General features: G+C 58.0%; 15 protein-coding genes. 7 read left to right on the forward strand and 8 right to left on the reverse strand.

Going from position 1 to position 20108, the window contains the following annotated elements; genetic code table 11:
• Positions 1-2: 2 nt before the first annotated feature.
• From J1G37_RS16165 to J1G37_RS16180, 4 genes are all read right to left on the reverse strand, one after another.
• Positions 3-359, reverse strand: a complete 357-nt coding sequence (locus J1G37_RS16165) for a hypothetical protein (RefSeq protein WP_207043240.1) — start codon at positions 357-359, stop codon at positions 3-5.
• A gap of 88 nt (positions 360-447) precedes the next feature.
• Positions 448-741, reverse strand: coding sequence for a chorismate mutase (locus J1G37_RS16170; protein WP_207043242.1), 294 nt, complete (start codon positions 739-741; stop codon positions 448-450).
• A 91-nt stretch (positions 742-832) separates the two neighbouring features.
• Entirely contained in the window at positions 833-2686 is a 1854-nt protein-coding gene (locus J1G37_RS16175; RefSeq protein ID WP_207043244.1) for a DUF4105 domain-containing protein, read from the reverse strand.
• Between the two features lie 91 nt (positions 2687-2777).
• Positions 2778-3266 carry a DUF3015 domain-containing protein gene (locus J1G37_RS16180; protein ID WP_026137099.1) on the reverse strand — a complete coding sequence of 163 codons (489 nt, stop codon included), beginning with the start codon at positions 3264-3266 and terminating at the stop codon, positions 2778-2780.
• Positions 3267-3533: 267 nt separating this feature from the next.
• Here J1G37_RS16180 and J1G37_RS16185 point away from each other — a divergent pair, with 267 nt between their 5' ends.
• Positions 3534-5972, forward strand: coding sequence for an ATP-binding protein (locus J1G37_RS16185; RefSeq protein WP_207043246.1), 2439 nt, complete (start codon positions 3534-3536; stop codon positions 5970-5972).
• A 313-nt stretch (positions 5973-6285) separates the two neighbouring features.
• Entirely contained in the window at positions 6286-6594 is a 309-nt protein-coding gene (locus tag J1G37_RS16190) for a hypothetical protein (RefSeq protein ID WP_207043247.1), read from the forward strand.
• A gap of 3 nt (positions 6595-6597) precedes the next feature.
• Here the strand turns inward: J1G37_RS16190 and J1G37_RS16195 are convergent, their stop codons facing one another.
• Positions 6598-8421 (reverse strand): hypothetical protein, encoded by a 1824-nt coding sequence (locus J1G37_RS16195; RefSeq protein WP_207043250.1) that lies wholly within the window; start codon positions 8419-8421, stop codon positions 6598-6600.
• 161 nt (positions 8422-8582) lie between these two features.
• Between J1G37_RS16195 and J1G37_RS16200 the strand changes: the two genes are divergently transcribed.
• Positions 8583-9071, forward strand: coding sequence for a TIGR00645 family protein (locus J1G37_RS16200; protein ID WP_017739158.1), 489 nt, complete (start codon positions 8583-8585; stop codon positions 9069-9071).
• Positions 9072-9086: 15 nt separating this feature from the next.
• Here J1G37_RS16200 and J1G37_RS16205 read toward each other — a convergent pair whose 3' ends face one another.
• Entirely contained in the window at positions 9087-10520 is a 1434-nt protein-coding gene (locus tag J1G37_RS16205) for a glycosyltransferase family 39 protein (RefSeq protein WP_207043252.1), read from the reverse strand.
• A 144-nt stretch (positions 10521-10664) separates the two neighbouring features.
• Positions 10665-11162 (reverse strand): hypothetical protein, encoded by a 498-nt coding sequence (locus tag J1G37_RS16210; RefSeq protein ID WP_207043254.1) that lies wholly within the window; start codon positions 11160-11162, stop codon positions 10665-10667.
• 337 nt (positions 11163-11499) lie between these two features.
• On the opposite strand from J1G37_RS16210, the gene J1G37_RS16215 reads away from it, so the two are divergent.
• From J1G37_RS16215 to J1G37_RS16230, 4 genes are read left to right on the forward strand one after another with little or no spacing between them, the layout of a single operon-like run.
• Positions 11500-13476: a class I SAM-dependent DNA methyltransferase gene (locus J1G37_RS16215; RefSeq protein ID WP_207043256.1), complete on the forward strand. Its 1977-nt coding sequence runs from the start codon at positions 11500-11502 to the stop codon at positions 13474-13476.
• Complete coding sequence (locus J1G37_RS16220) at positions 13473-14855, forward strand: restriction endonuclease subunit S (protein ID WP_207043258.1); 1383 nt, start codon at positions 13473-13475, stop codon at positions 14853-14855. The genes J1G37_RS16215 and J1G37_RS16220 overlap by 4 nt, the downstream gene beginning before the upstream one ends.
• Positions 14855-18055, forward strand: coding sequence for a DEAD/DEAH box helicase family protein (locus J1G37_RS16225; protein WP_207043260.1), 3201 nt, complete (start codon positions 14855-14857; stop codon positions 18053-18055). Before J1G37_RS16220 ends, J1G37_RS16225 begins: the two co-directional genes overlap by 1 nt.
• Positions 18056-18080: 25 nt before the next feature.
• Complete coding sequence (locus J1G37_RS16230) at positions 18081-18992, forward strand: restriction endonuclease (protein ID WP_207043262.1); 912 nt, start codon at positions 18081-18083, stop codon at positions 18990-18992.
• 863 nt (positions 18993-19855) lie between these two features.
• Here the strand turns inward: J1G37_RS16230 and J1G37_RS16235 are convergent.
• On the reverse strand, positions 19856-20108 hold a 253-nt coding region (locus J1G37_RS16235; protein WP_207043264.1), incomplete at its 5' end, for a transposase.

Genomic DNA, 20108 nt, shown 5'->3' on the forward strand with positions numbered 1-20108 from the left:
GCCTATTGCGAACGATAGGCCCTGGCGGCATCGCGGTCTTTCTCGTGCTGCCAGGCGCGCTCACGGTCGTCCCAGTGATTGTCCTTGTAGTCGCGCAGCTCTTCGTTTTCACGCATGGCCTTGCACTGGCGAAAGCCGTCTTCCCACCCTTCGGCGTACTCGCGGTCCTTCAGATAACGCGGGACGTTCTTGCGAAACTCCCCGGTAATCACGCCCGCGGCTTGGCGACCGCTGCTGCAGCCGTCATCGAAACCATCGGCAAAGGCCGGTGGATAACCTTTGGCCAATAAATCCTCATGGGTTGATTGGCAACCGGCCAGCCACGCCACCGCGCACAGCAATACCGCATACCGCCACATGACAGACTCCCTGGCCGTTTCCCGGCTGATAGGGAGAAGTCTAGATAGAGGATTGTCGGGGCGTTGTGAAGGGGAGGTGAGAAAGATGTTATGTCGTCAGAGCCGCATGCTCAGCCAATTCCTGCTGGATAAATGCCGCAATCATGGCGCGATAGACCTGTTCGGTGACGTCCGGGTTGGCGCCTACGGTATTGGACAGGTTGCGCACTTTGGCGATGACCTGTTCAACCCGCTGCGGGGCCTTGACGCTGTCGGTGTCTTTTTTGAAGCGGGCGGCTTGGGAGACGTATTGGCCGCGTTCGGCCAGCAGGGTGACGATTTGCTGGTCGAGGCGGTCGATGTTGCTGCGGACTTCGTCGAGGGTGGTGCAGGTAACGGCCATGTTATTGAAGCTCCTGAGGTATCTCTGAATAAACGCGGACCCAATGTGGGAGCGGGCCCACTCTCACATTTGGATCTGGGTCGAGCTCAAGTTAGTAGTGATACCACTTCACTTCCAGCATCACTTCATTCACCGGCGTCGACAAGTGGCTGTACTCGCGCTGCGCACTCAGCCGCACACCCAGGTTGCGCGACAGTTCCCACTGTTGGTTCAGGCTGAGACTACGGCGCACTTCACCATTGGTGAAAAAGTCGCCCTTGGCCTCCAGGCTGAGGTTACCCAGCGGATTCCTCCACAGTACACCGGTGTTGAACCCTGCCGCCGGTGAGATGGCTTCGTTGAAGTCATTGTTGTGTTCCACGCGCACGGTGCCGAGGGCGAAGCCGAGCATGTCGTCGCGCAGTTGCCAGGTGCCGCCGGCGCCGCCGTTGACGTGGGCGACCAGGGTTTCGTCGTCGTGTTTGCCGGGGACGCGTTCAAGGCCGCCAGTGACTTGCCAGGACAGCGGTTGCAACAGGGCGTTGCGCGGCGTCAGGGAGCGAATGGTGGCCAGGTCCAGTTGCTGCAATTGCCAGTGGTTGCCTTCGTACTGGCGCAGTTTCATTTGCAGGATTTCGATCTGCGCGCCGAGCGGGAAGCCTTCGGCGTTGTCGTTGAGGTCGTGGTAGGCCATGCGCAGGCCGTATTCACCAAAGGCCTTGTCGCCCCGGGTACCGATGCCGGCTTGCCAGGTGCGCGATTCATGGCCGTTTTCCGGCAGGCCGGGCGGGGTGATCTTGAGGTCGGGCGCGGGGTTCTGGTTGATCGCGCGCAGCAGTTCGAAGCTGCGTTGGGAACGGGCAGGGTCGCGTTCCAGGCCGTTGGCGCGGTAACGGCCAAGGCGGTAGGCGGCGTCGATGATCAGGGCTTGGCGGTCTTTGGCGATGGCCTTGAAGGCCGGGTCTTGCAGTTGCTTCTGGTCATCGCTGACTTTCAGCACCCATTGCTGTTCATCGCTGTTCAGCGGCTTGGCACGCTCCAGCAACTCGCGTTCGCGGGAAGGCCGGTAGTCGATCTTTTCAACCAGGCCGGCATCTTTGACGGCCTTGACCGTGTCGGTGGGGATCGCGGTCAGCGGGAACTGTTCGGTCAGGCGCAGGCCGGGACGTGCCACTTGGAGCAGTTCCAGCAGGCGATAGGAGCAGTTTTCGTCAAAGAAGAAGTAGTCGAACTTGATCTGCTTGAGTTCCCACACGTGCTCGACCATGCGCTCGGTCTCGACCTGCGTGAGGTTGAGGCGGTATTCCCACAGGTCGCGGTTCTCAAGGCTGCGGTATTCGGAGAGTTTTTCCTGGTACGGCACCAGCGCGAACAGGCCGGGATAGCCGCCCATCAGGCCTTTCCAGGCGTAGAGGATGCTGTTGTCGGAGCCTTCGATATAGGCGCCGAAGTTGATCGCATAGCTGAGCAGGGCGGTCTTGTCTCTTTGCACGTCGGCCTGGTCGATACGCAACAGGGTGTGGCCAAACATCGACGACGGGCTGTTGAGGTAGGCCGCCGGGAAGATCATCACCGCGCTATGGGGGGCGACGTCCTTGAACCATTGCTTGAATTCTTTGCAGTCCACGGCAGGCAGGTCGGTCAGGTGCAACTGATCCTTGAGCCAGCGGGTACGTGCGGGGTAGACGCATTGGGCGTGTTTTTCGCCGAGGCTGGCCGGCGCGTATAGCGCGTCAACGGTGGCCTTGAGTTCGGCGTCGGGGTGGTGCGCGCCATCTGCGGCGAGAAAAAATTTCTGCTCGCTGACGTAACTGCGCCAGCCACTGATTTTGCCGGCTTCGTAATGGCCCAAAGACAGCCAGAACGGATCGTTGGCCAGTTGCTGCAAACGTTGATCATCAAGGTGCGGGGCCGCGTACAGCGGGGCGCAGGCGAAGAGTGCCATCCAGGCAAAGCGTTTGAGCATAGGAGCAACTTAAGTCGGAAAAAGTGAGACCCAAAAGGGGGGCGGGTCCAAAAATACAGCCCGCGCCTGCGGAGGCGCGGGCTGGTCGAGCTTAAGCTTGGGTTGCGTATTTCGCCAAGCGGGCATCGCTTTTCAGTACAGACAGGGTGTTGTTGTGCACGTCGTCAGCGGTCACGTCAGCCTTGCTGAAGATCTGCTGGAAGTGCTCGTGGGTCACGGCCGCGAAGTGCTCGCGATCTTCCGGCGCCACGCCCAGTACCACCGCGTAGGTGGTCAGCGCTTCGCCATTGCCCTTGGCCATGTCTTCGGACAGCTCGTTCATCATGCCATTCATGGCAATCCAGGACTTGCCGCCGTAGGTCAGGGCGCTGTTGGTGCTGCAACCGTTGGTGCCCGAGGTCATGCCGAAGGTGGCGTTGCCGGACGTGCCGTTGGTGGTGGAAGCCAGGAAGTGGGCTGGCGTGCCGCGCTGGCCTTCGAACAGCATGTTGCCCCAACCGCAGTTCGGGCCGCCTGGCGATTCTGCCATTGCATTGAGGGAGACAACGGTGAAGAGAGTACCGAGAAGGATCCGTTTCATAGCTTTGTTCTCTTTGTGTGCAAACCAATGGACAAGGGTTCAGGCGCATCGCAGCGCCCTAGGGGCCAGTTATTAGTCCAACCCGCGCAATTTGGAGTTTAGGCAGGTTCAAGGGGTTCCGTGGTTTTTTATAAAACAATCAGAGATGTCGCGATTTTTTTGTAGGACCTGTTCCTCGTCCACGCTTTCCCAACGACGTGCCTTGCCAGAGCGCGCAAGCGAGAGCCAGAATGCCGACATCTGCCCCGCCTGATGTAAGGAAGCCCGATGCCTGATCCTGTTGCTGCCAGCTTGCGTCTAGCGCCTGAAGCGCTGACTCGCCCTTTCTCCGCTGAACAGTTCAGCTTCTCGACCACCAATGATTTGGAGCCCTTTCGCGGTGTGCTTGGCCAGGAACGTGCGGTTGAAGCCTTGCAGTTCGGTGTGGCCATGCCACGCCCCGGTTACAACGTGTTTGTCATGGGCGAGCCGGGCACCGGCCGCTTTTCGTTCGTCAAACGCTACCTGAAGGCCGAAGGCAAACGCCTGCAGACCCCCTCGGACTGGGTCTACGTGAACAATTTCGATGAGCCCCGCGAACCCCGCGCCCTGGAATTGCCGGGCGGCGCTGCTGCGGCGTTCATCAACGATATCAACGGCTTGGTCGACAACCTGACCGCCACCTTTCCGGCAGTCTTCGAACACCCCACTTACCAGCAGCGCAAAAGTGCCATCGACCGCGCCTTCAACCAGCGTTACGACAAGGCCCTCGACGTGATCGAGCGCCTGGCCCTGGAAAAGGACGTGGCGCTGTATCGCGACAGCTCCAACATCGCGTTCACGCCGATGCTCGACGGCAAGGCCCTGGACGAGGCGGAGTTCTCGCAGTTGCCGGAAGCCGACCGCGAGCGTTTCCATACGGATATTTCCGAGCTGGAAGAGCGTCTCAACGAAGAATTGGCCAGCCTGCCGCAGTGGAAGCGTGAGTCGAACAACCAACTGCGCCAGTTCAACGAAGAAACCATCACCCTGGCCCTGCAACCTTTGCTCGCGCCGCTGTCGGAAAAATACGCGGAAAACGCCGCCGTCTGCGGTTACCTGCAAGCCATGCAGGTGTACCTGCTCAAGACCGTGGTCGAGCAATTGGTGGACGACGCCAAGACCGACGCCCAGGCGCGCAAGCTGCTCGAAGAGCAATACTGCCCAAGCCTGGTGGTGGGCCATCCGGTCAACGGCGGCGCGCCAGTGGTGTTCGAACCGCATCCGACCTACGACAACCTGTTCGGCCGTATCGAATACAGCACCGACCAGGGCGCGCTCTACACCACCTATCGCCAGTTGCGCCCGGGCGCATTGCACCGTGCCAATGGCGGCTTCCTGATCCTTGAAGCCGAGAAAATGCTCAGCGAGCCGTTTGTGTGGGACGCCCTCAAGCGCTCCCTGCAATCGCGCAAGCTGAAGATGGAATCGCCGCTGGGCGAGCTGGGCCGCCTGGCCACCGTGACCCTCAACCCGCAGATGATCCCGTTGCAGGTCAAGGTGATCATCATTGGCTCGCGCCAGCTGTACTACGCGCTGCAGGACGCCGACCCGGACTTCCAGGAGATGTTCCGCGTACTGGTGGACTTCGACGAAGACATCCCGATGGTGGACGAAAGCCTGGAGCAGTTCGCCCAGTTGCTCAAGACCCGCACCTCGGAAGAAGGCATGGCGCCGCTGACCTCGGATGCGGTGGCGCGGTTGGCCACCTACAGCGCACGGTTGGCGGAGCATCAGGGCCGTTTGTCGGCGCGTATTGGTGATTTGTTCCAGCTGGTGAGCGAAGCGGATTTCATTCGCCACCTGGCCGGCGACGAGATGACCGATGCCGGGCACATCGAGCGTGCGCTCAAGGCCAAGGCCACCCGCACCGGGCGCGTGTCGGCGCGGATTCTCGACGACATGCTCGCCGGGGTGATCCTGATCGACACCGACGGTGCCGCTGTCGGCAAGTGCAACGGGCTGACGGTGCTGGAAGTCGGTGACTCGGCCTTTGGCGTGCCGGCGCGGATTTCCGCCACGGTGTACCCGGGCGGCAGCGGTATTGTCGACATTGAGCGCGAGGTCAACCTCGGCCAGCCGATTCACTCCAAGGGCGTGATGATTCTCACCGGTTACCTCGGTAGCCGTTATGCCCAGGAATTCCCGCTGGCGATCTCGGCGAGTATCGCGCTGGAACAGTCCTACGGTTACGTGGACGGTGACAGTGCGTCGCTGGGCGAGGCGTGCACCTTGATCTCGGCCTTGTCGAAGACGCCGCTCAAGCAGTGCTTTGCCATCACCGGTTCGATCAACCAGTTTGGTGAAGTGCAGGCAGTGGGTGGGGTCAACGAGAAGATCGAAGGTTTCTTCCGCTTGTGTGAAGCCCGCGGTTTGACCGGCGAGCAGGGGGCGATCATTCCCCAGGCCAACGTTGCCACGTTGATGCTCGACGAGAAGGTGTTGCAGGCGGTACGCGCCGGGCAATTCCATATCTATGCGGTGCGCCAGGCGGATGAAGCCTTGAGCCTGCTGGTGGGCGAGCCGGCGGGGGCGCCAGATGACGAAGGGCAGTTCCCGGAAGGCTCGGTCAATGCGCGGGTGGTCGAGCGCCTGCGGGTGATTGCGGAGATGATCAGCGAGGAAGACCTGAAGGAAGCGGAGAAGGAGCTGGCGCAGGAGGCGTTGGCGGAAGCCAAGCCCACCTGATGCTCGGTCCCCTGTGGGAGCGGGCTTCTGTGGGAGCTGGCTTGCCTGCGATAGCGGTGTATCAGCCAACAGAAATGGTGGCTGTGAGTCAGTCATCGCAGGCAAGCCAGCTCCCACAGGGGTACAGCAGTACCTTTGGGGGGCTGTCATGAAATTGACTCGGGTTTGGGTCCAACGCCCGTTGGTCCCTACAACCTTGGTTTCTCGCGGTTTTCTTCTATTCTCTGCTCAAGGGATCTCCACAGGAGTCGCAGGATAGAAACAGCCTCGCCGAGCGTTGAGGCTGAACACCGATCTACCGAGGGTCGCCGCCATGCCGCGCAGCCTTTGCCTTACCCGCCAGTGCCTGGGCCTGGTCACCCGTATCGAATGTTCCATTCGCCCTCTTGCGGGGGATAACGGGCTGTGGACCTTGTTGTTTGCCGCCGGAATGACCGGTGAACAGCCGTCCACCATCAAGTCACAAGGCCCGTTTCATGGGCCGGTCGTGGCAGAAACCATGCTGGAATCGATTGTCGACAGCCTCACGCTGCATGGCTATGAGCAGGCCGGCGACCCACAGATATGGTGCCTGCACATGCAGGCCCATTTGCGACAGCTCAATGGCGACACCCACCACTGAGCGCTATTTGCTCTCGGGCTTGTCCAACTTGACCTCGAAACCGTATTGCACGGTGTTCAGGTCGGTGCGCTGGTAGCTTTCCAGGGTGGTTGGCTGGCCGTAGAAATAGTGCACGTCAAACATCGCCGTGCCGTATTCCTCGGCTCGATGGCTGACGCCGAGGATTTCCTTGAGGTAGTTGCCGCTGGCGTCCTTGGCATAGAAGCGCCAGCTGTCGGCGGGGAACTCTTTCTGGTCAACCACCAGCGCGTTGTCCTTGAGCGACAGGCCTTTGGGCAGCTTGGCGGTGTCAATCGTGGCTTTCTCGATGGTGGCCAGGAACAGTGGGATCGAGCCGACCACAAACGCCGGGTTTTCCGGGAACAGGTTGAGGTCGTAGGTAAGGGTGCCGCGTGCCGGGTTGAGCTCGAAGGCTTCGGTCGGCAGCTCGATAGGCTCGCCGCGCTCGCCCTTGTCGTCGGCGGTGAAGAAGGTGATGGGCGCTTCGCTGCTGTTGCGTTCGGCGCCCACCAGGTCGTCATTGAAGGTGAACGGGTGGTCGAACGCGATATGCGCGGCGCTGGCGTCTTCGGTGGACTGGCTGATGGTGACGCTGTTTTTCAGCTGGTCTTCGGTCAGGGTCGCGTCTTTCAGCCAGCTCGCGGCACCGTCGTCATACACCGTGACCGGCATCGGCAAGGCTTGCACGGTTTTTTGCAGGCTGTTCTTGTCGAAGCGCAGTACCGGCAGGTCGAGGTCTTTGCGGGTGAGCGTGGCCTTGGAAAAATCCAGCACGCTGATCTGCAGGTTGTCGATCACGCCATTGAAGTAGACCTTGGCGTAATGGCTGCTCTGCTTGTGTTCGAAGTCTTTCTGTTGGCTGACGAGCTTTTTCTCGAAGGCCTCGGACCACGCCGTCTGTTTTTGCATCTCGGCCAGTTGTTTCTCGTAGAACGCCACTTGCGCGGCGCTTTCGTTGATCGAGCCCGAGCGTGTGAGAAATTGCCCGGTGCTGTCCCGCGCCTCGACCAGCAGCGGGTTGGGCGACTCGTCACCGACCTCCGGGGCCAGGGGGGCGCTGTTGGTCATCTCGACCTCGGCGTAGTTCTTTTCCAGCAACAGCAGCTTGAGGGTGACGGTGCCTTCGGTGCGTGTGCGCCCGACGTCCTGTTTGCTCAGGTCAAAGCTCAACACCTTGCCGGGCGCGATCACTTCCACCGTGCCTTTGAGGCTGACGGGCTGCGGCTGGCTTTTGTTTTCGGTCTCGATGCCGTCGATGAACGGGTAGGTGACGGTCAAATCATCGGGGTTGGTCAGGTTGGAACTGCTGGGGCTCAACTGGATACCGGGGTCGGTTTCTGACCATTCCGGTTGGAAGGGGATGACTTTGTTGTTGCTCAACGTTACCGACTGCCACTCCAGTCCATGGGGGAACGGGAACTGGTCCGGGCTGTTGAAGCTGAAGGGGAAGACCGGCTGCAAGTCCGTCAGGTAGTCGGAATGGGAGGCTTTGCGCAGTACGAAAAGGCCATTGATATAGGTGTCTACCAGCGCCTGGGGCGTAGGGTAATGCGTTAGCAGGGCGAGGGAGTTTTCGCCGTATTCGGCTTCGATGGGTTTGTCGGCGAGTTTGACCCGCGCCCGTTCCAGCAACAGCAGCGAACCGCCAAGGTCGGCGATGGCGTCGCGCAGCTTGGGGTCCTGGATGTTGTCCAGGGATTGTTCGAACGTCGCGGTTTTCTCTTCGAGGGTGGCTTGCTTCTGCTCATCTTTGGGGGAGCAGCCGCTGGCCATCAGCAACACTGCACACAGGCCGAAGCTGGCCAAAGGCGTTCGCACATCCATCATCTGAGTTTTCCTGTCCGACGTCATCGAGCCGATTTAATGGCCTCGACACTAGCAGAAAAATTCTCTTACAGATGCGCCCAGGTCAGTTTTCTCGCGGTTACAGGTGTTTGGTAGCGGCTGGTATACTCGCCGCCATTTCTAGCCCCGCTGTGTGAGATCCCATGGAACGCTTTATCGAAAACACTATGTACGCCTCACGCTGGCTGCTGGCGCCGATCTACCTGGGGCTGTCCCTGGGCTTGCTGATCCTGGCGTTGAAGTTCTTTCAAGAAATCATCCACGTCCTGCCCAACGTGTTCACCATGTTGGAAGCCGACGTCATCCTGCTGCTGCTGTCGTTGATCGACATGGCGCTGGTCGGTGGTTTGCTGGTGATGGTGATGATTTCCGGCTACGAGAACTTCGTCTCGCAGCTGGATATCGATGACAACAAGGAAAAGCTCAACTGGCTGGGCACCATGGACTCTTCCTCGCTGAAGATGAAAGTGGCGGCGTCCATCGTGGCGATTTCCTCGATCCACCTGCTGCGCATCTTCATGGACGCCAAGAACGTCGATCCCCAGCATCTGATGTGGTACGTGATCATTCACATGACCTTCGTCGTCTCGGCGTTTGCCATGGGTTACCTGGACAAGCTGACCAAGCACTGATGCACCGCGCCAGCCTTATTGCTCGACGAAGTAGTAAGGCTGGCGGCCGATCGCCATCTCCTTGATCACCTTCACTGGCTCATCCAGCCCTTTGGTGTGATCCGTCAACGCAACGTTGCCGGGTTTGGCGGTAAGGAATGCGCGCAACTCGGGCTCGGTTTGCAGGAGCGGGACGTAGCCCTGCATATAGAACACCCCGGCCCCGGCAATCCGCTCGTTCGGCTGAAATATCGCCACTTCTCGACCTTCTGCTTGCAGCGCCTGGAGCTGGCTGATCACCGGCACGAACGACTCACGCTTGTCGGCTTTGGGCGCAAACACGCCTGCAGCGACCATATAGCTGGCAACCAGTACGGCGAACACGCCGCCGATCGCCTGCCGATGGTAGCGGTACAGGCCGGGCTTGTGCGCTTTCAGCCATTGCAGCAGGACGAGGCCATATTCCGCAGCCAGCACGGCGGCGGCCGGCGTGAGCGACATCAAGTACACGGTGCGTTTGCTGGACGCCAGCGTCAGCAGGGTGAACTGCGCCACCAGCCAGATGCAAAAAAACAGCTGATAGCGATTGCTCATCAGGCTCTTACGGAAATGCCACAGGCCCAGGTACACCAGGATATTCCACGGCAGGAACGCCTCGGGCAGCTTGGCGATGTAGTAGTAGAACGGCTCGTAGTGCCCGGCCTCGACAAACGAGCCACTGAAGCGGCCGACGCTGTTGGTCCACAACACTTCACCGACGGCCTGCATGCCGCCGCGCTGGAACAGGAACGCCAGCCAGATCATCAGGGGCACCAAGGCCAGCAGGGTGAACAGCCCAGGCTTGAGCCAATCGCCGATGCGCAGGCGCTTGTCCATCACACTGGTCACGGCCAGGTACACAAAAATCACAATGCCCGGCATCGCCAGACCCAGCACGCCTTTGCTCAGGGTGGCGATCACCATACCCGCGGTGAACAGCGCCCATGCGCCGGCCTTGGAGCCCTGGTTTTCGGGGCGCATGGCTTGGTAGAACGCCAGCAGTGCGGTGGTCACGCCGAGGCTGAGCAGCGAGTCTTCACCCACGCCGCGCACGTTGCCCCAATAACTGGCCATGGTTGCCAGGATCAGCGCCGCGCAGAACGCCAAAGTCTGCGGCCGGCCGAACTTGCGCAACATTCCGTAGAACAGCATCACGCTGAACAATCCGGCGAACGCTGACGCCAAGCGTACCGCCCAGGTGGTGCCGCCAAACAGGCGAATCGCCCCGGCGTCGAGCCACAGGCTCAGGGGCGGTTTTTCCAGGAAGGGTTCGCGAAACAACTGCGGCACCACCCAGTTGTTGTCCAAGTGCATGGCCATCGCAATCCCGGCGACGCGGGCTTCGGTGGAGCCTTGCAGTTCATGGCTGCCCAACGCAAAAAAGAACAACACACAGACAAGGAGAAGCAGCAGAGGAACAGGGCGCGTCATGGATTCTGGCTACCAGGGCGGGGGAGCGCTCGGGGGGAGCGGTCATTGCAATGGGCTAGTATCGGTCGGCGATTCTGAATATTTCGTGAACGGATGGATAAATAGTGAGAGGGCAGCCCCTGCGCCGATCTGGCAACGCAAGCGTCAGATCGGCACCGTGCCTATGACAAAAATCCCCAGCGGCCCGCTGAGCTTTTCCACCCGTACCCAACCCTGACGATCAGCGCCGTTTGTGCCGCAGATTTTGATGTCTTTGTGCAATTCCGTATCGAATACGTAGATGCCTTTGCAACTGCGATGGCCTCTTGTTGCGTATTCGTAGGTGGTCGCGTAGCTGCTGAATGTTCTGCTCGTAAGAAGAATGACGACTGATAACAGTGCGGACATGACCAGGCCACTCGCGATGAGTGCGGCGAGCACCAACTTCATCCGTTCCAGCGGCTTTTTACGCAGCAATTCACTCCGCCTGGTGCGCCACTGATGCAACAGCCAGGCGATTGCCAGCAATGGCGATGAGATCAGGCAGATCTTTTCGGTCACTGGTTTGAAGTGAGCGGAGGGCCAGACAATGAACACCAAGGCCACGATCAGCGCCACGAACAGTACGAGGCCGATCAGGTAGGTGTAGGAGTTTCTTTTCAATGCAACGTTCGTCCTTGTAGTTACAGCTTGCTGCCGTTGTGTTCTGGAGGCTGGGGTAGTGGGGCTATTGCGGCGGGATATTCTGCGCTGGTTAAGTGGCCGATCCAAATGCAGTGTGGGCTTATCGTACTCCCCAGCGCCTTATTGGCCCCGGTGACCCATACGTTTTGTAACTGCCGTTGGCAGTGAAACGACCTACGGTTAGCTCTCGGTACTGGCAAAGCCGTCCAAAATGAGGCCCGGTTTAGCGGCATTTCACAACCTAAAGTGCACGCTCCGGATGGGCACTCTCAGGTGTTAGACTTACGTTTTTGCCCGTACTCCAAGGAGTTATTGCGTGAACACGGAAAATCATTCCCAGACGGCAGCGTTTCTTTGGTCCATTGCCGATCTGCTGCGCGGTGACTTTAAACAATCGCAATACGGCCGCATCATTCTTCCGTTCACCTTGTTACGGCGCATGGAGTGCGTGCTTGCTCCGACCAAGAATGAGGTCATCAAGCAGACCTTCGCCCAAGAAGGCCGACCGGATACCGTGCGCGAGATGATTCTGCTGCGAGCTGCCGGTCAGCAGTTCTTCAACGCCTCGCCGCTGGCCCTTGGTACGTTGTCTGACACACAGACTGCCGCCGACTTGATGAGCTACGTGCAGGCGTTCAGCAAAGATGCACGCGAGATCTTCGAGCATTTCCACTTCGAAGACTTCGTACAGCAGTTGGAAACCGCCAACCTGCTGTACCAGGTGGTGCAGCGTTTCGCGGCAACTGATCTGAGCCCCGAGTTCATCAGCAACTTCGGCATGGGCATCATCTTCGAAGAGCTGATCCGCAAGTTCGCAGAAAGCTCCAACGAAACCGCCGGGGAGCACTTCACCCCGCGCGATATCGTGCACCTCACTACCTCGTTGGTGATTACCGACCAGGACCACAAGCTCGCGCCCAACAGCATCGTCACCATCTACGACCCAACCGCCGGCACCGGTGGCTTTCTGTCCGAGGGTGATGAGTACATTCAGGCCATCAGCGAAAAGGTTAGCGTGTCGCTGCACGGTCAGGAGCTCAACCCTGAGTCCTACGCCATCTGTAAGGCGGACATGCTGATCAAGGGCCAGGACGTAGCCAGTATCAAGCTCGGCAACACCCTTTCCAACGACCAGTTGGCCGACAAGCGCTTCGACTTTATGCTCAGCAACCCGCCGTTCGGCGTTGAATGGAAAAAGGTGCAGAAGCAGATCACCGATGAGCACAGTCACAAAGGCTTCGACGGGCGCTTCGGCCCTGGGCTGCCGCGCGTGTCAGACGGCTCGCTGCTGTTCCTCATGCACCTGGTCAGCAAGATGCGTGACCCGCGCGACGGTGGCTCGCGCATTGGCATCATCCTCAACGGCTCGCCGCTGTTTACCGGCGGCGCGGGTTCGGGTGAGTCGGAAATTCGCCGCTACCTGCTGCAGAACGATCTGGTCGAAGCCATTGTCGCGTTGCCGACCGACATGTTTTACAACACCGGCATCGCTACCTATGTGTGGATACTCAGCAACCACAAGGCCGCCGCGCGCCAGGGCAAGGTGCAGTTGATCGATGGCAGCCAGCATTACGCCAAAATGCGCAAATCGCTGGGCAGCAAGCGTCAGTACATCACCGAGGATCAAATCAGCGAGCTGGTGCGCCTGTATGGCCGCTTCGAGCATACCGGGCAGAGCAAAGTCTTCCCCATCGACGCCTTCGGCTACCGCCGCATCACCGTCGAGCGCCCGCTGCGCCTGAACTTCCAAACCAGCGTCGAACGCATCGCTAAGGTGCTGGAAGAAAAAGCCCTGCAAAAGCTCGACAGCACTGCCCAGGAATACCTACTGGCCGCCCTACAAGCGATGGACGCCAGTCAACTGCACCGCAACCGCGAGCAGTTCAGCAAGCTGCTGAAAAAAGCTCTTACCGCACACAGCATCAGCCTCAGTACACCAGAACTGAAAGCCCTGATGAGCGCCCTAAGCGAGCGCGACCCCGAGGCGGATATCTGCACCACCAAGGGCCAGCCGGAAGCCGACGCTGGCTTGCGCGATAACGAGAACGTGCCGCTGGGCGAATCAGTGCACGACTATTTCCAGCGTGAAGTCATCCCCCATGTGCCGGATGCCTGGATCGACGAGAGCAAGACCGATGCCCAGGACGGCGAAGTCGGCATCGTCGGTTTCGAGATTCCGTTTAACCGTCACTTCTATGTGTTCCAGCCGCCGCGCCCGCTGGTCGAGATCGACCGCGATCTGAAAGCCTGCACTGACCGTATCAAGCAGATGATTGAGGGCCTCTCGGCATGAGCTTCCCGAAGTATTCGGCGTATAAAAAATCTGGGGTGACATGGCTAGAACAGTTGCCGGAGCATTGGAGTTATGTCCGACTACAAAACATTGCGCAGGTAATAGACCCTCAACCTGACCACCGAGCCCCTGCACTTGCTGAAAATAATGATGGCTATCCGTATGTTGGCATTCGAGATGTTAATCAAGATGGATCATTGAATTTTGACACTGCGCGCAAGGTGGATATTTCTGCAATTATCAAGCAAGAGGCTAGTTTCTCCATAGATGTGGGTGACATAGTTTATTGCAAGGTAGGCACATTAGGTCTGCCAAGAAAAATTCGGGCTCACGGTCGTTGCGCTCTATCTGCAACTCTAGTTCTTATAAAATCTGGTGATGTAGATAGTCAGTTTTTGATGTATAGCCTAGATGCGGCGCATACATACGAGCAGGTGAATTGTTTATCAACTGGATCAACTCGGGCAGCGCTAGGAATTGATCAAATTAGGAAGTTTTTCCAACCATATCCACCCAAACATGAGCAAATCTTTATCGCCCGCTTCCTCGACCACGAAACCGCCCGCATCGACGCGCTTATCGAAGAGCTGCAGCGCCTGATCGAAGTGCTCAAGGAACAGCGCAAGGCCATGATTTCTCTTGCCGTCACCAAAGGCCTCGACCCGACGGTGCCGATGAAAGACTCCGGAGTGGAGTGGCTAGGCGAAGTTCCGGAGCATTGGGAAGTTAAACAACTCAAGCATGTGGTAGATCCTAATACGTCAATTACCTACGGCATCGTTCAAGCCGGCCCAGAGTTTGAAGGTGGTATCCCATATATTCGGACCAGCGACATGAGTGGAAAAGCACTTCCAATCTCAGGTTATCCACTCACATCTCCTGAAATTGATGAGTCTTATGCAAGATCGCGTGTGCGGCCAGGAGACATTGTCATGTCTATACGCGCATCTGTTGGGAAGTGTTTGCCGGTCCCGGATGAATTGAAAGTAGCCAATCTTACGCAGGGCACTGCAAAGATTTCGGCTGGTCAAGGCATCACGCGAAACTTTCTTCTCGCGTTCCTCAATGCCGAGGCTACTCAAAACTACTTCGACTTAATGGCAAAAGGCGCAACATTCAAAGAAATTACTCTTGATGCATTACGGCGAACGCCAGTGCTTCTACCGCCAGCAGGTGAACAAATCAAAATTGACCAATTCGTGGCTAGGAACGCTGATTTATTGAATGAAACTTGTAAGCAAGCAATCCAGAGTCTTTCGTTACTTCAAGAACGCCGCTCCGCCCTAATCTCCGCCGCCGTCACCGGCAAAATCGACGTACGCGGCTGGCAGCCACTGGCCAGCGCGCCAATTCCTGAATTACTAGAAGAGGCCGTGTAATGGCGGACAGCAAGGAAGCTCAGTTTCAACAGGACATTATCGACGCCCTGGCCGTCCAAGGCTGGCTGGTCGGCACGGCCAGCGGCTACGACCGCCGCACGGCGCTCTATACCGAAGATGTACTGGGCTACTTCAAGGAGGCCTGGCCGGAGCGCTGGGACAAGTTCGCCAAGGCCAACCCGAACAATCCTGATGGCGTGCTGGTGCAAAAGCTCGTGCGCGAGCTGGAACAGAGCGGCACCCTAGATGTGCTGCGCCATGGCTTCAAGCTGCCGGCTGTGAAGGTGGAACTGTGCAGCTTCCAGCCCGACCACGGCATGAACCCGGACACCCTCAAGCGCTACCAGTGCAACCGCCTTCGGGTTGTGCCGGAGGTGTCTTACTCACCGCATGCGCGTGATACCGGCAGCAGCGGGCAGAGTTACGACCCGCGCCTGGACTTGGTGCTGTTCGTCAACGGTATCCCCACTGCGACGCTGGAGCTGAAAAGCGAGTTCAAGCAGTCGGTGGAAAGCGCCAAGCGCCAGTACCGCAATGATCGCCCGGTAAAAGACCCGCTGACGCGCAAGCCCGAGCCGTTGCTGACCTTCAAACGTGGCGCGCTGGTGCACTTTGCTGTGGGCCAAAACGAAGTGGCGATGACCACCAAGCTGGCAGGTAAAGACACTTTCTTCTTGCCGTTTAACCTCGGCAGCGCAGAAGGTGGCGCGGGCAACCCGATGCCTGAGGACGACAGCCAATACGCCACTAGCTACCTGTGGCAGCATCTATTGCAGCCAGATGCCTGGCTAAAAGTACTGGGCCGCTTCCTGCACTTGGACAAGAAAACCAGCGAAGGCTTCGACGGCACGCTGGTGACCAAAGAAACAATGATCTTCCCTCGTTTCCACCAATGGGAAGTGGTCAATAAGCTGATCGATACCACCCGCACCGAAGGGCCGGGCAAGCGATATTTGATTCAGCACAGTGCAGGCTCTGGCAAGTCCAACTCCATCGCCTGGACCGCTCATCAATTGGCCTCGCTGTACGATGATGCCGGTCAGCGCCTGTTCAATTCGGTGATCGTGGTCACCGACCGCACGGTGCTGGATAGCCAACTGCAAAACACCATCTACCAGTTCGAACACGCCCAAGGCGTGGTCAAACCGATTAGTCGCGATATCGGCAACCAAAGCAAATCCGAACAACTGGCCGAAGCCCTGGCTGAGCAGACGCGCATCATCATCGTCACCATCCAGACCTTCCCGGCGCTGTTCGATGCGCTGGACAAGTATCCCAAGCTGGCCAGCGGGCGCTATGCGGTGATCGCAGACGAGGCGCACTCCTCGCAAACTGGCTCATCGGCGAGCAAGCTGAAACAGACTCTCGGCAGCGATGCGCTGGAAGCAGAGGAGGTCAGCGCCGAAGAGCTACTGGATGCAGCCGTACAAGCTCGCCAACCCAATGAGCGCATCAGCTACTACGCGTTCACTGCAACACCCAAAGCCAAGACCCTGGAGCTGTTCGGGCGCCCGGTCGACCCAACGCTGCCGGCCAGCTCCAGCAATAAGCCGGAGGCATTTCACCTGTATTCCATGCGTCAGGCCATTGAGGAGGGTTTTATCCTCGACGTACTGCGCAACTACACGACCTACAGCACCGCCTGGAAGATCGCCCACCCGGATGGCGAAGACGATGAGGTGGACAGCAAAAAAGCGCGCATCAAGTTGGCGCGTTGGGTGCGCTTACACCCGTATAACATCAGCCAGAAGGTCGAAGTGATCGTAGAGCATTTCCGCGCCAACATTCGCGGTCTGCTCAATGGTCAGGCCAAGGCCATGGTAGTGACCAGCAGTCGTCAAGAAGCTGTTCGTTATCAGCTGGCATTAAAAGCTTATGTGCAGCAGATGGGTTACAACGATGTGCACCCGCTGGTGGCGTTCTCCGGCAGCGTGTTGCCGGATGAGGTTATACCCGAAGAGGTCACGGAAAACAGCAGCCTTCTTAACTCGGGCCTGAATGGTCGCGACCTGGCGGATGCTTTCGACACCCAAGACTTCAATGTGATGATCGCGGCCAATAAGTATCAGACCGGCTTCGATCAGCCCAAGCTGTGCGCCATGTACGTGGATAAGAAACTCCAAGGTGTGGACTGCGTGCAGACCTTATCGCGGTTGAATCGCACCTTTGGTGACAACAAACAAACCTTTATCCTCGACTTCTTTAACGAGCCGCAGGATATTCTCGACGCCTTCTTGCCGTACTACACCAAGGCTGAGCTGACCGACGTGACAGACCCGCAGATCATCTATGACCTGCAAAAGAAGCTGGATGCCGAGGGTATCTATCACTGGCAAGAGGTCGAAGCGTTTGCCTTGGCCTTCTTCGACCCTAAAGCCCAAGCCAGCAAGCTCAGTTATTACTGCGCGCCGGCTAAAGAGCGGTTTGCCAAACGCTATGCCTTCTCGTTGGAATCTCGTCAGCAGGCGCTCGATTACAAGCGCACCGCTGAAGCCAATGGGGACAGCGCTGGCTTGAAAAAAGCCGAGCACGCATTAAAAGAAGCTGGCGAGCAGGTCGATCAGCTCGACCTATTCCGCAAGAACCTGCAAAGCTTTGTGCGCCTGTACGAGTTTCTGTCGCAGATCGTGCCTTACGAAGATCGCGAACTAGAGCAGCTCTGTGTGTACGCCAAGCATCTGCACCCGCTGCTGCGCGTTGATCGCCTGCTAGAGGACGACGTGGATGTGGGCGAGCTGCAACTGAGCCACTACCGCCTGAGCAAGCGCGCGGAACACCTGATACGCCTGAACGAGGAAACTGGCAAATACACCGTCAAACCCGGCAGTGACGTGGGCAGTGGTAAGCCGCATGATCCGGAGAAGAAGCGCTTATCCGAAATCATTGAGGCGCTGAACGATATCTTCGGTGCCGAAGTGAGCGACGACGACCAACTGCAGTTCCTTACCGGCATCGCCCAGCGGATCAGCCGTCAGGAAGATGTGATGGCCCAGGTGAACAATCATTCGGTGGATCAAGTGATGCACGGCCTGTTTCCCAAGCGTGTCCTCGATACAGTGTTGGACGCTATGACTGACCACGAGAAGCTCTCGCTGGAAGTGCTAGATAACGAAACGAAGAGCCGCGCGTTTGCGCTGGTGATTTTGAAGATGCTCAAGACCGCGGCTTCCTTCGACGAAGCCCGTGTGGGCGGCGCCTAGCAGCCGGTAAGATTAAGGAGCAACAGTGGCAATTCCGGACTTTCAAAGTGTGATGCGCCCGGTGCTGAGCACCGTTCAGAATGGTGCGCCACTACCGCTCAATGAGTTGCGCGAGCGGGTGGCTGATCAATTCCAATTGACCGAGGACGAACGCAAGGAGCGCCTACCTTCTGGTCAGCAGACGGTGATCAACAATCGAGTGGGCTGGGCTCGCACCTATTTGAATAAGGCCGGGCTGCTGTGCATTCCGGCCAAGGGCATGGTGCAAATTACCCCGCGTGGCCTTGATGCTTTGACTAATGGACCGCAGCGCATCACGGTGAGCTGGTTGAAGCAGTTTCCCGAGTTTGCGGACTTCCATACGACCAAACAGCAATCAGTTGGCGCTCCCTCCCTGCTGAACGTTGGTATTTCCGAAACCACGCCAGACGAACAGTTGGCCGAAGCGCATCAAGCTCTGATGCAGTCCCTGGCGGATGAGCTGCTGACGCAAGTTCGGCTAGCCACCCCCAGCTTCTTTGAGCAGTTGGTGGTCGATCTCATGATCGCCATGGGTTACGGCGGCTCGCGTAAAGAGGCTGGTAGGGCGACCCAAGCGACCAATGATGGCGGTATCGACGGCATCATCAAAGAAGACAAGCTCGGCCTCGACGTAATTTATCTACAGGCCAAGCGTTGGATCAACACGGTGCATCGCCCGGAGATCGATAAGTTTATCGGCGCACTGACTCGCCAGCGTGCGCGTAAAGGGGTGTTCATCACTACCTCAGAGTTCTCCGAGGGCGCGCGCACTGCAGCGCTGGGGTTGGATATCAAGGTGGTGTTGATCGACGGTGTTGAGTTGGCGCGACTGATGGTAGAGAACAACCTGGGCGTGAGCGTCAAGCAGGTGTACGAGGTGAAGCAACTCGATAGTGATTACTTCACGGGCGAGTGACTGGTAATGACTGCGCTGAACGAAATTTTTGACACGTGCGGTGATTGTGCAAGGTTTTTTCAATTTGGGGCGCACTGCGTGCCGAATTGAGCTAGACCCTGTTCAACGTTGGCAATCACTGGTTTCCAGACACAAAAAAAGACGCCCTAGGCGTCTTTTTTTGTTGAGTTGGTGGAGCCGGGGGGATTAAATATTTGTATCTAAGTTACTGTTTTAAAATGCATTTTTGTTTGTATTCTGCGTAAGTGCCCCCATAAGTGCCCCCACGCACATATTTTCGATGAACGGCTATTTGGGGAGTTGAACTGGCGTCCTGAATTATCGTTCTGCGACAAGGCGGAGCTAGCCAGTCACCGGCGGGCATTAGATGGTGTCGGTCGTGCACAGCATGGTATCGGTTATCTGGCGACCAGGGTTTGATCCTAGCCCAGGCCGGGGCGCTGGGTAGCTCGGGCCACGCAATTGGGGTTTTTCCGCGGTCGCGCACCATGGGCTCATCTAGGACGTCTGAGCTGAGGTGCGGTATGAAACACTCGATGGTTACCTGTCAAAACTGTGGCAAAGCGATGGTTCCGAGAGCGACATATAGCCGTGGCTTCTGGGGCTATTCGCCTTCGTCGAATCACTGTCCCTTTTGCCTGAGTGAGAATTGGCATGGCGGAAATCCGGGGTTAGGGACTCGGCTATTTGCGTTAATTGGCCTAGCTCTAGGTGTTCTGGCCTGTGTGGTGATGGGAGCGTTTCTGTTCAAAGTGCAGTGGTGGCTGGGCGTTGAAGGACAATGGCCTCTATTGAGCCTAACCACATGCGCAGTGTCAGTTATCGCGGGGTATCGATTTTACAACTGGTTTGTAGATTTCTGACTAGGCTTTGTACGAAAAGTATTGCCGCATGCAACGTAGGCTGCAGGCCAAGGTGACCATGGCTGCAAAGCTCTTGGCCAGCTTGTCATAGCGAGTGCCGATCCTGCGATTTTCTTTCAGCCAGCTAAACATCCGCTCAATGATGTTCCGTTGCCGGTATTTGGGCCGGTCAAACAGTCGGGGCAAGCCAGGTCGAGGTTTGCGCGGCATAGCGCGCAATGGGATTACCGGCTGCATTCGGTAACGGTCGCAG

Source organism: Pseudomonas sp. Marseille-Q1929 (assembly GCF_017316265.1).
GTDB lineage: Bacteria > Pseudomonadota > Gammaproteobacteria > Pseudomonadales > Pseudomonadaceae > Aquipseudomonas.

Bases quoted from the DNA above. Each gene is read 5' to 3' on its own strand.
- J1G37_RS16165 (WP_207043240.1), bottom strand. From the start codon at position 359: ATGTGGCGGTATGCGGTATTGCTGTGCGCGGTGGCGTGGCTGGCCGGT.
- J1G37_RS16220 (WP_207043258.1), top strand. From the start codon at position 13,473: ATGAGCTTCCCGAAGTATTCGGCGTATAAAAAATCTGGGGTGACATGG.
- J1G37_RS16170 (WP_207043242.1), bottom strand. From the start codon at position 741: ATGGCCGTTACCTGCACCACCCTCGACGAAGTCCGCAGCAACATCGAC.
- J1G37_RS16200 (WP_017739158.1), top strand. From the start codon at position 8,583: ATGGAACGCTTTATCGAAAACACTATGTACGCCTCACGCTGGCTGCTG.
- J1G37_RS16205 (WP_207043252.1), bottom strand. From the start codon at position 10,520: ATGACGCGCCCTGTTCCTCTGCTGCTTCTCCTTGTCTGTGTGTTGTTC.
- J1G37_RS16175 (WP_207043244.1), bottom strand. From the start codon at position 2,686: ATGCTCAAACGCTTTGCCTGGATGGCACTCTTCGCCTGCGCCCCGCTG.
- J1G37_RS16180 (WP_026137099.1), bottom strand. From the start codon at position 3,266: ATGAAACGGATCCTTCTCGGTACTCTCTTCACCGTTGTCTCCCTCAAT.
- J1G37_RS16225 (WP_207043260.1), top strand. From the start codon at position 14,855: ATGGCGGACAGCAAGGAAGCTCAGTTTCAACAGGACATTATCGACGCC.
- J1G37_RS16190 (WP_207043247.1), top strand. From the start codon at position 6,286: ATGCCGCGCAGCCTTTGCCTTACCCGCCAGTGCCTGGGCCTGGTCACC.
- J1G37_RS16195 (WP_207043250.1), bottom strand. From the start codon at position 8,421: ATGATGGATGTGCGAACGCCTTTGGCCAGCTTCGGCCTGTGTGCAGTG.
- J1G37_RS16185 (WP_207043246.1), top strand. From the start codon at position 3,534: ATGCCTGATCCTGTTGCTGCCAGCTTGCGTCTAGCGCCTGAAGCGCTG.